Below are 10,875 nucleotides of genomic sequence, written 5' to 3'. Positions count from 1 at the left end.
ATCCGCTTCCGGAACGGCCTTTACCATAGTCAGTACTGCAGTACCGGTCACATGGGATACTTCGGCTTTTTCTACTCCGTCCAGAGCTTCGAGAGCTTTCTTCACTGCCATTTCACAATGATTACACATCATTCCTTCGATCTTGACTGTTTCTTTCATTTCTTTTTCCTCCTTTGGAAATACAATTTCTTTATATTCATAATCCGCTTTGGCCAGGGCTTCTCTGATTTTGGCCTCGTCGGGTTGTGAGCTGTAAGTAATCTCGGCCGTGCCTTTCGTATGATCGGCACTGGCACTTTCTATGAAGGGCAGCGCTTCGAGGGCTTTCTTCACATGGCGTTCGCAGTTTTCGCACATCATGCCCTCGATACGAACTGTCGCTTTTTTAGCTTCAGGAGTTTTCTCCATCTTTTGAGCCGGAGCTGCCGGTTCTGATGGGGCCTGTAGTTTTTCCGCTGCAGAAAGGTCCGGCAGGACTGCCATTTCCTTCTTTTTATCGTGCTTTACATTGTGCAGGTTGAATAGGTTGAGCCGGAGAGCATTCATGCAAACGGTGAAGCTGGAGAGGGACATGGCTGCGGCGCCCCACATGGGGTTCATCTGGACTCCGGGGTAAAGACCTGCTGCCAGTGGTATCAGAAGCACGTTGTAGGCAAAAGCCCAGAAAAGGTTTTCATGGATATTTCTTAAAACCTGACGGGAGAGACGGACGGCCGCCGATACGTCAGTGAGTTTCGAATTCATCAGGACCACATCGGCCGAATCGATGGCTACGTCCGTCCCGGCCCCAATGGCAATGCCCGTATCTGCCCTGGTGAGGGCCGGCGCATCGTTGATACCATCACCCACCATGATGACTTTGCCGTATGCCTGCAGTTTTTCCACCACTTCTTCCTTGCCGTCCGGGAGAACTCCGGCCACTACCTGGTCCACGCCTGCTTTTTTGGCAATGGCCCTGGCCGTTTTTTCATTGTCCCCGGTGAGCATGACCACCCGGATTCCCATATGGTGAAGTTCAGAAATCGCCTCTGCCGATTCTTTTTTTATGACGTCTGCCACGGCAATGAGGCCCAGCAGTTTTCCTTCTTTTTCAAAAAAGAGAGGGGTCTTGCCTTCACCGGCCAGGATTTCCGCTTTTTCTTTCAGTCCGGAAATATCTGTTAAGGTGGAAATATAATCCAGAGAGCCTCCGTGGATTGTTTTTCCTTCATAAGTTCCCATCAGCCCGTGGCCAGCCAGGATCTGGAAATTTTCCAGCGGAAGAGCCTCTGCTTTCCCTTCGCCATATTTCACGACAGCTCTTGCCAGGGGATGTTCCGATTTCATTTCCAGTGAATAAGCCGCTTCCAGCAGTACTTTTTCGGAAGTATTTCCAAAAGGCACCACATCGGTGACTTCCGGTTTTCCTTCCGTAATGGTCCCGGTCTTGTCCATCACCACGATTTTTGCTTTTCCTGCGCTTTCAAGAGCTTCACTTGTTTTGAAAAGAATGCCGTTCTTTGCGCCCATCCCGTTTCCAACCATAATGGCTACCGGAGTAGCCAGTCCCAAAGCACAGGGGCAGGAGATGACGAGCACACAGATCGCATATTCCAGGGCCGTGGCCGCAGATGCGCCAAGGATGAGCCAGATGATACATACTGCCATGGCGATGCCAATGACGGCAGGTACGAAAATGCCGGATACTTTGTCTGCAATCCTGGCAATAGGCGCCTTTGTGGCCGCCGCATCGCTGACGAGGCGTATGATCTGGGCAAAGGTGGTGTCTTCCCCTACTCTTGTGGCTTTCGCGCGGATGTAACCATTCGTATTGATAGAGGCGGCAGAAATCGTGTCTCCCGGTTTCTTGTCCACCGGCACAGACTCGCCGGTGAGGGCCGATTCATCCACCGCACTTTCGCCTTCCAGTATTTCTCCATCCACCGGGATGGATTCCCCCGGTTTCACGATGAAAATATCATCAATTCTCACTTCTTCGATGGGTACGGTTTCCTGTTTTCCTTCCCGTTCCACCACTGCCGTTTTCGGGGCCATTTTCATGAGGCTCTTCAAAGCATCGGTAGTGCGTCCTTTGGAAATGGATTCCAGCAGTTTTCCTACTGTAATCAAAGCAGGAATCATGGCCGCGGACTCGAAATAGAGCTGGTCGTGGAAAAGGGGCATGATGGCCATATTTCCTGCGCCTTCCGTAATGAGGATGGTCATTTTATAAAATACATAAAGAGACCAGAGGAAGGATACCGACGACCCCAGGGCAACCAGGGCATCCATATTCGGCGCTCCCCCGAAAAGGGAACGGAAACCGGACGTGAAGAAGGCACGATTGATGAACATGACGATGGCAGCAAGGATCATTTCCGTCAGCGTGATTCCCAGATGGTTATGGTTCAGGAATCCCGGCACCGGAAGGCCCAGCATATTGTGGCCCATGGTAAGGTACATGAGAATCGCAAGAAATACGATGGACCAGATGAGGCGCCGTTTCAGTTTGGGTGTCTCATGATCCTTCAGTGCTTCTTCCTCTGCTTTCAGTCTGGAAACGCTTTCCTTCGCGTCCCCACCCATGGGTTTTGCCCCATATCCCGCCGCTTCTACGGCAGAAATGATATCGGTAGAAGGGGCCGACCCGGTAACGGACATGGAGTTCGTGAGGAGTGAAACCGTCACATTGTCCACGCCTTTTACCTTTGAAACCGCTTTTTCCACATGCGCCTGGCAGGCCGCACAGGTCATGCCGGTCACGATGTACTGGCATTTGTTCTTATCTGACAAAATTTTTCACCTCGGTTAGATTTCATTTTCTGCAAAAGTGGTAAGTGATAAGTGAAAAGTAGCAAGTGAAGGATATGGTTTCCTTCGGAAACCAATCTTACATATATGGCCTTCGGCCGACTGGGAATCATTTTATATAAAAGGCCCGCTTTTCAATTGGATACGGGCCTCCGCCACTTATCACTTACCACTTCACACTTATCACTTTTTAAGAATTAATAGAAAAGTGAGTTCAGACTTATTTCATGACTTTTTGAAGCATAGCACAGAGTTCATCCACTTTGTCTTCTTTCCCCTCACGGATATCTTCCGTTACGCAGCCTCTGATGTGGGCCGCAAGGAGAAGTTTATTGAAAGAGTTGAGGGCATTGGTGACGGCAGAAACCTGCATTACGATATCCGGGCAGTAGGCGTCGTTTTCCACCATTTTCTCAATGCCCCGGATCTGTCCTTCCACCGTTTTCAGCCGGGTGAGAAGCTTCGTCCTTTCCCGCTCCGTCCTTTCCGTATGACGGCAGCAGCCATTTTCCATATCCATATTCATTTCTATAAACTCCATTCCAATTGAAAATCTATTTCATTTACGATTATAATACTACACCCCCCTGGGGTCCCCTGTCAAGAAGAAAACTGCTAAGTGCGTAGTGATAAGTGGTAAGTGAAGGTGATGCGCATCAGAAGATAAGCGCACCTTTTTGAATGAAATAATGATTCATCCTTCCTGTTTTCAATAAAATTTTTTATTCGATTTGACTCTTCGCACAGGGAAAACTGCAAATCCACCACTATAAAAGGGCGCACCATTACTTTGGCGCCCACCATCACTTATCACTTACCACTTATCACTTACCACTCAAAGATGCTATTTCCTTCACTCTCTCCATATTTCCCGTATCCGTCTGGTTCCAGGTGATGGGAGTCAGGGTCGGATAGCCCCGGTGGTACCAGAAGACGTCCGTATCCGGAGTTCCGTCGGGAAGCATTTTTCCTGAGACCCAGTAGCCCGGATGACCGGAAAGATCTTTGATTTCCCGGATGGCATTGTCATAGTGCTGGATGCCCAGACGGGCAATTTTCAGATTTTCCCAGGTAAGATCCATGCCATCTTTCGGCATATTCAGGTTGAGACAGCCATTGTATTTTTCTTCCACGAAATATTTCTGAATCACCTCAAAGGCAAAGGAAGCCGCCCTTTCCAGGTACTCCCCTTCCCCGGCCGGTTCTGCGGAAAGGGCGATGGAAGGAATTCCCAGAAGGTCCCCTTCGAGGGCTCCTGCCATGGTACCGCTGTAAATGCAGTCACTGCCGGAATTATTTCCATTATTGATTCCCGAAACGATGAGGTCCGGCATATCGTCTTTCAGCCAGTATCCCAGAGCCAGCTTGCAGCAGTCCGCCGTGGTGCCGTTGCAGGAAAGGACTTCCATATTTTCTCCATAGCTTTCCTTCTTCCACAGGTGAAGATACGTCCGCAGGGACAGGGAAGAAGAACAGGAAGACCGGCCCTGGTTCGGCGCAATGACCGTCACCCGGCCCAGCTTTGCCAGCCTTCCGGCAATGGCAATGAGCCCCGGCGCTTCGAAACCATCGTCGTTGGTGAGAAAGATTTTCATGATTTTACCTCGTGATAGGTTGATTTAACATTTTCTGATAGGGATTGGGGATCAGGAATTGGGGATTAAGGCGGTGGCGCGCGTCAGTAGAAAGCGCGCCTTCATATATATTTTCCCTCATTCGGTCCCTGGAACGTTCATTTATAGAAATATTGTACCATAGCCTTAAAGTCTGCTCTATTGAAATTCTTCCAGGCTTTGGTACAAAGTCAGAAAATATTAAAATGGGCGCCCTATGACTTTGGCGCCCACCTTCACTTACTACTTACCACTATTCTCAAGGGCTAAAGGCCCAATCACTTTTCGCTCTTCAGCTTATATTCCCCATAGAAGGACCGTTCTGCCGGACCCGTCATGAAGACGTGGCCGCTGTCTTTATCCCAGAGAAGATGAAGAGTCCCTCCATCGAGAATGACATCAGCTTCCCGGTCTACCAGACCGTTCAGGGTCGCTGCCACAACGGTGGCGCAGGTGCCCGTCCCGCAGGCCATGGTGACTCCGGTGCCTCTTTCCCAGACCCGCATGCGGAGATGATGGTCATCCTTCTTTTCCACGAATTCCACATTCGTCTTTTTCGGGAAGATTTCATCAGTCTCGATTTCCGGACCGTCACGATAAGGGTCGATGTCTTCGATATGAGGAACGAAGATAACGCAGTGGGGATTCCCCATGGATACGCAGGTGATGTCGTAATCCTTGTGCTGGCAGGAGCTTTCGAAATGTTCATGAATCACCGATTCTTCCTCTTTCTTCACAGGAATTTCTTCCGGAGAAAGATGGGGAAGGCCCATGTCCACTTTCACCCTGCCGTCGGGAAGGATTTCCGGGATGATGATGCCGGCTCCTGTTTCCACGGTCATTTTATCTTTCTTCACGAGGCCCAGGGATTTTACCCATTTCGCAAAGCAGCGGATTCCGTTGCCGCACATTTCCCCTTCACTGGCATCGTTATTGAACATGCGCATGCGGATATCCGCCTTGTCAGAGGGCAGGCAGAAAATAATACCGTCGCTCCCGACGCCGAAGTGCCTGTCGCAGATGGTTTCACATTCTGCGAGCACTTTGTCTACTGATTCTTCAAAGCCGTTCACGAAAATATAATCATTTCCGCAGCCCTGCCATTTTTCAAATTTCATATGTATGCTCCTTTCGAAGTCTATTTCAAAGTTTTGATTATTTATTTTATCATTGAAAAATGTGAATGTAAATGAAAAATTCAAAGCCTTTTCTATGGGAATTCACCGTCGACAGGGCAAAATAAAAACCCCAAAAGGCAGCAGGGCCGGCAATGCCCGCTGCTTTCGGGGTTTCCGCGGACCTTTCAGAAGGTCCGGTATCGATCGGATTTTCAATGTGCTTTTGAGTTACATGGTACCATGTTCTTTTTGAACCGGCTTATCTCCTTCTCCGCTTTCTCTGAGAATGGCCACAGCGGAGAACTGCAGGATTTCGCAGGCTCATCTATATAGTGCAGAAAGTCATTTTTATTTTATTAGAATTGCATTAATTCTATAAAATTTCCGCTGCGATGACAGCTTTTCATTTAAAATAGTTTGTAAAAGAGTCCATGATAGAGGTACAAAATGAGCGAAAACGAAGAAGGTAAAAAAATTATTTCTTTTTACCCGGGAAAAAGAAAGGTATGAGGGTACTCCCATGGCAGAACTCATCGAATGGATGGAGCAGGTTCCCGAAATTCCGGACAAGACTCTGCACAAATTGAGGGCCCGCTATCTGCAGAGTCAGATTCATGTGGATGGAAAGGAACCGAAAAATGAGCATCCCGGCGCAGACCCCCGGGATTTCCGGGTATTCGGCCAGAATCCCGGAAAGGATAAATAGCTTGACTCGCTTACATATGGAGTCGTCAACTCTCAGCTGTTTTTATTCCCATCATCTTTTCTTCGGAAAACGGGCTTTCCGGTCACTCAAAATCGATAAAACAGTATTTTAAAAGGCGTTCCCAGGGGGAGCGCCTTTTTGGCGATTGATTTAGTTAACTGTTATTTCATCCTGCTGCCCGGCCAGCTTTGCGGAAAAGTGCCTTCACTCCTCTTACCACGCTCCAGAAGGAATGGCGTTCAAAGAATAGGAAAATCATGGGCAGTACGAGAAGGGTAAAAATCGTGGAGGTCAGAAGGCCGCCGATGATGACCCAGGCCATGGAGCTTCTTGTCTCTGCGCCGGCTGTTACAGCAAGGGCGGTAGGCATCATCCCTACGATCATGGTGAAAGTGGTCATAAGAATCGGGCGAAGTCTGGCCTTGCCTGCCTCAATGACTGCCGTCTTCGGGTCAAGTCCATCCCTGTGCATCAGGGTTAACGTATAGTCCAGAAGAAGGGTACCGTTCTTGGCCACCACACCATCCATGACAATAATTCCGATCATGGAGTAAATATTAATGGTCTGGTTCATCAGGAAGAGGAAAAAGAGGGACCCGATGAGACCGAAAGGAAGGGAAAACATTCTGATGAAAGAAGTTTTCACCGATTCATAAAGGGCAGAAAGAATCATGTATACGAGAATCATACCCATGAGGAGGGCTCCCAGCAGTTCCGAAAAGCTTTCATTCATGCTGTCAGCCTGACCGGAGAAGCGGAAAGTCACAGTCTTTGGCAGGCCTGCCTCGTTCAGGTCCTTCGTCACTTCATTAATGACCTGCGAAAGAGGACGGCTCCCCGGATTGCCGCCGATGATGATGGAACGCTGCTTGTCGGTACGGTTGATGGTAATCGGTCCCAGTTCGTCCACCACTTTTGCCACATCAGATACATGGACGATGCCTTTTTTCGACTGAAGGGGAATGGCCGCGATATCAGAATTGCTGAAGGACTGTCCGCCGGTGAAGTATACGTTGATATCCGTATCATTGCCATCGTTCAATACATCGTTCGGCAGGACTCCTGCCCCGCTGCCGCTGATGGTATTGGAAATAGTATCATAAATATCTCCTACGCCCACTCCATAGTATTTCAGTTTTTCCCTGTCCGGAATGATGGAAAGTTCCGGCAGTCCTTCCTGATAGGTAGAGCCGACGTCGGTTACGCCATAGGGCCCGTTTTTGATGAGATCCTGTGCCATGTAGGATGCATTGATGAGGTCCTGCATGTTATTTCCACGAAGTTCGAGGCGGAAAGCGCCTCCGCCCTGGCCGATACCGCCGCCGGAAGTGCCGGAAACGGAGGCCTGGTCTTCCTTGACCCGGAGTTCCCCATCCCCCACATGATTCACAATCCAGTCACGCAGTTCATCCGTGACATCCCAGATTGAACGGGAGCGGTCCTGTTTCTTTTCCATGGATACGTAGATACGGCTGTTATTGACCCCCGTACCACCACCTACCATGGCCATGTAAGTCTTGACTTCCGGTACATCTTTCAGGTAATTTTCCAGCTGACTTGTCACCTTGTCAGTCCGTTCAACACTGGCATCGGTAGAAAGACGGACGAAAATATTGAAACCGCTTTCATCAGTTCTGGGCATGTATTCCATACCGATGATGCCCAGGGGCACCATGGCTACAAAGAGGATTAAAGAAACCGCCACCCCTCCGAAAAGTTTCTTCTTGTGCCGGAAACTCCAGGTGAGGGCTTCTTCATAAAAATCCTGCATGCCCTGTTCCATTCTGTCAATGGTCCGCCACAGCTTTGTATCCGGTACATGGACCCCGTTTTTGAAGAATCGGGATGCCAGCATAGGAGTCAGGGTGAAGGAAACGAAAAGGGAAAAAAGAGATGCAAAGACGATGGTCAGGCCAAACTGCTTGAAGAACTGGCCGGTCATGGAATTCATGAAGGCAATCGGCAGGTATACCACCACGTCGCACAGGGTAATGGCCGTCGCAGCCATACCTATTTCCATTCGCCCGTTCACTGCCGCATCCAGCGCATTTTCCCCCGCATCCAGATGACGGTGGATATTTTCCAGTACCACTATGGAATCATCGACCAGAATACCGATACAGAGGGTCATCCCCATAAGGGACATCATGTTGAAAGTGAAGCCCGCAATGTACATGGCAAAGAAAGAGGCAATAAGGGAAGTCGGAATGGCAATCATGACGGAAGCCGCTGAACGCCAGCCGCGAAGGAAGAAGAAGAGTACGAGCCCTGTCGTACAGAGACCTTCCACCAGGGTACCCAGTGTATTATGAAGGGCCGTACGTACATAGTCTGCCGAATCATTGACGATCAGGAACTGATAGTCCGGGTACTGGACGCGCAGCTGATCCACTACTTTCAGTACATTATCTGCCGTGGAGACAAGATTGGCATTACTGTTTTTATAGACGGAAATACCGATGGCATCCTGCCCGTTGATACGGGCATAACGGGAAACTTTCTCATCCTGCCGCACCACATCTCCCAGTGCGAGGAGCGGAATGGTCTCTCCCGAAGAAGTGGTCAGGTGCACCTGCTTGATATCGTCCACGGAATGATACTGGGAATTCAGACGGATCTGGGTCTGCCTGCGGTCTGTATAGGAAGAGCCTGCCGGAGTGAGCTTGTTTTCCTTTTTCAGGGTATCAATGATTTCGTCCATGGTAATACCATAATAGGACAATTTATCACGGTCGATTTTGACAGCGATTTCCTTATCTCTGCCGCCATGAAGTTCCACGTCCGATACCCCTTCGGCCTTGGTGAATTCATTGGTCAGGGTATTATCCGCCAGAGAATACATTTCATCCAGCGGATGGGATGAAATAAGGGCCAGGTCCACGATCGGGGACTGGTCCATATCACGTTTATCAACTACCGGATCATCTGCATCATCCGGCAGTTTCCCACGGATGGCATCTACTTTCTGGGAAGCTTCAATGGCTGCCGCATCTACATCAGCATCAAAGTTCATTTCCAGAGTCACCTGGGAACGGCCCGTACGGGAGCGGGAGGTAATATGTTTCACATTGGAAACAGCCGAAAGCGCATCCTCTACAGGTTTTGTAATCTGCTGCTCCACAGACTCTGCATCGGCTCCTTCATATTTTACCGTCACCACCACATAGGGCACGTTGATATTCGGAAAAAGCTCCACGCCGATTCTATAATAGCTGTAAAAGCCAAGGACCACGAAAAAGAGAACGATCATGGTAATGCCGATGGGATGAGTCACGGAGTAGCGGGTGATATTGAAATGGTTCATGCGCCGCCTCCCTCGTCAATGTTGACGGTCATGCCATTCTTCAGTTTGGAAATATTGGTGACTGCCACCACATCTCCTTCGCTCAGACCTTTGAGTATTTCAATGGAATCATCATTATAAAGACCGGTCTCCACAGGTACCCGTTTCACCGTTTTATTTTCATCGATGAGGAATGCCCACTTTCTGCCATTGTTATCCAGCACCCCTTCTTTGGGGATGAAGAAAGTATTCTTCCTTTCCACTGCGGTCACTATGCTTCTGCCGAACATACCGCCCCGGACAGTGTCCGGCTCTGCATCGAGCAGCAGACGGACCTTGTAGGAATGAGTGGATGCATCAAGGCTCGGGCTGATATAGATGATTTTTCCCGGAATCATATTTCCCAGAGAATCAAGAGACACAGAAAGGTCCATACCTTCCCTGAGCACACCGATATCCTGTTCAGCTACGGCACAGTCCAGATAGAGAGAAGAATTATCCACCACTGTGAAAATCTTCTGGCCGGCCGTGAGCCATTCGCCCACTTCTGCATCCCTGAACCCGATAGTCCCTGCTATGGGAGAAACGATGGTCATATCTTCCCGCTGGGTTTCAAGAGCTTCCACAGTGACCCGCTGTTTTTCAGCTGCCGCTTCTTTGCCTGCAATTACTGCGGGAATGGTACCGATATACTGGCCCGTAAGGCTTTCCAGGGCAGACTTTGCCTCCATCATGGCCCTGTATTTATCATCCCTGTCCTGACGGGACACGGCCCCTTCATTGAAAAGGGTCTCATAGCGCTGATAAGTAGTCAAAGCATTGTCATAGTCGCTTTGAGCCTTCATGGTCCCCGCATGGTAAGTGGACCGGCTCTCTACCGCTTCTGCCGACGCCTGGGCACTTCCTGCCGCGTTGGCTGCAATAGAAAGAGAAATATCCTTCGTATCCTGGCTGAGCAGCACCTGTCCGGGCTGTACCTTGTCTCCCAGATCAACTTTCACAGAAGCAATACGGCCTGCGTATTTGGGAGAAATATCTACCGAAGCCTTCGGCACAGTCTCTCCGGAAAGGACGATGCGCTTCATCATGTCCTTTCTTTCCATCCGTTCTATCGTCACCATGGGACGGATTTCATTTTTATTTCCCTTGTTTGAAGAACGATGGGTATAGGCATAAATTCCAGCCAGAAGGATGATGAGGATGATGACCCAGAGGATCACCTTTCCCCGTTTTGAGTGAATCAGATCATTAACCATAAAAGTCACCTTGATAGAAACTTTCCTCTCTCAGAAAAGTAACAGGTATTATTCTTTATTATACACGGCCGCACTATATCAGGAATAGTCCCGATGATAAATTTACATT

The 10,875-nt window shown here is 49.3% G+C and carries 7 protein-coding genes; 1 reads left to right on the top strand and 6 read right to left on the bottom strand.

From position 1 onward, the window contains the following. The 4 genes from QZN42_RS06245 to dapF all read right to left on the bottom strand — a co-directional run. The coding region (locus QZN42_RS06245) for a heavy metal translocating P-type ATPase (RefSeq protein WP_296955440.1) at nucleotides 1-2,772 on the bottom strand (2,772 nt) is incomplete at its 3' end. Between the two features lie 238 nt (nucleotides 2,773-3,010). Beyond that, nucleotides 3,011-3,316 (bottom strand): metal-sensing transcriptional repressor, encoded by a 306-nt coding sequence (locus tag QZN42_RS06240; protein WP_296955438.1) that lies wholly within the window; start codon nucleotides 3,314-3,316, stop codon nucleotides 3,011-3,013. Nucleotides 3,317-3,614: 298 nt separating this feature from the next. Then, nucleotides 3,615-4,385 (bottom strand): 5'/3'-nucleotidase SurE, encoded by a 771-nt coding sequence (gene surE, locus QZN42_RS06235; protein WP_296955435.1) that lies wholly within the window; start codon nucleotides 4,383-4,385, stop codon nucleotides 3,615-3,617. Nucleotides 4,386-4,681: 296 nt separating this feature from the next. Continuing rightward, the gene (gene dapF / locus QZN42_RS06230; RefSeq protein WP_296955433.1) at nucleotides 4,682-5,521 is read right to left on the bottom strand and encodes a diaminopimelate epimerase; all 840 of its coding nucleotides are present in this window, start codon (nucleotides 5,519-5,521) and stop codon (nucleotides 4,682-4,684) included. A gap of 520 nt (nucleotides 5,522-6,041) precedes the next feature. Between dapF and QZN42_RS06225 the strand changes: the two genes are divergently transcribed. Further along, nucleotides 6,042-6,227 (top strand): hypothetical protein, encoded by a 186-nt coding sequence (locus tag QZN42_RS06225; protein WP_296955430.1) that lies wholly within the window; start codon nucleotides 6,042-6,044, stop codon nucleotides 6,225-6,227. 166 nt (nucleotides 6,228-6,393) lie between these two features. Here QZN42_RS06225 and QZN42_RS06220 read toward each other — a convergent pair whose 3' ends face one another. Together QZN42_RS06220 and QZN42_RS06215 are read right to left on the bottom strand one after the other, a co-directional pair. Next, complete coding sequence (locus QZN42_RS06220; RefSeq protein ID WP_296955427.1) at nucleotides 6,394-9,531, bottom strand: efflux RND transporter permease subunit; 3,138 nt, start codon at nucleotides 9,529-9,531, stop codon at nucleotides 6,394-6,396. Then, nucleotides 9,528-10,766, bottom strand: a complete 1,239-nt coding sequence (locus QZN42_RS06215) for an efflux RND transporter periplasmic adaptor subunit (protein ID WP_296955424.1) — start codon at nucleotides 10,764-10,766, stop codon at nucleotides 9,528-9,530. Before QZN42_RS06215 ends, QZN42_RS06220 begins: the two co-directional genes overlap by 4 nt. Nucleotides 10,767-10,875: the final 109 nt, after the last annotated feature.

Origin of the sequence: uncultured Dialister sp., assembly GCA_900314595.1 — a bacterium.
Classification (GTDB): Bacteria; Bacillota; Negativicutes; order Veillonellales; family Dialisteraceae; genus Dialister.
This window is presented reverse-complemented; position numbering and strand designations above follow the sequence as displayed.

Bases quoted from the DNA above. Each gene is read 5' to 3' on its own strand.
- surE (WP_296955435.1), bottom strand. From the start codon at position 4,385: ATGAAAATCTTTCTCACCAACGACGATGGTTTCGAAGCGCCGGGGCTC.
- QZN42_RS06240 (WP_296955438.1), bottom strand. From the start codon at position 3,316: ATGAATATGGATATGGAAAATGGCTGCTGCCGTCATACGGAAAGGACG.
- QZN42_RS06220 (WP_296955427.1), bottom strand. From the start codon at position 9,531: ATGAACCATTTCAATATCACCCGCTACTCCGTGACTCATCCCATCGGC.
- QZN42_RS06225 (WP_296955430.1), top strand. From the start codon at position 6,042: ATGGCAGAACTCATCGAATGGATGGAGCAGGTTCCCGAAATTCCGGAC.
- QZN42_RS06215 (WP_296955424.1), bottom strand. From the start codon at position 10,766: ATGGTTAATGATCTGATTCACTCAAAACGGGGAAAGGTGATCCTCTGG.
- dapF (WP_296955433.1), bottom strand. From the start codon at position 5,521: ATGAAATTTGAAAAATGGCAGGGCTGCGGAAATGATTATATTTTCGTG.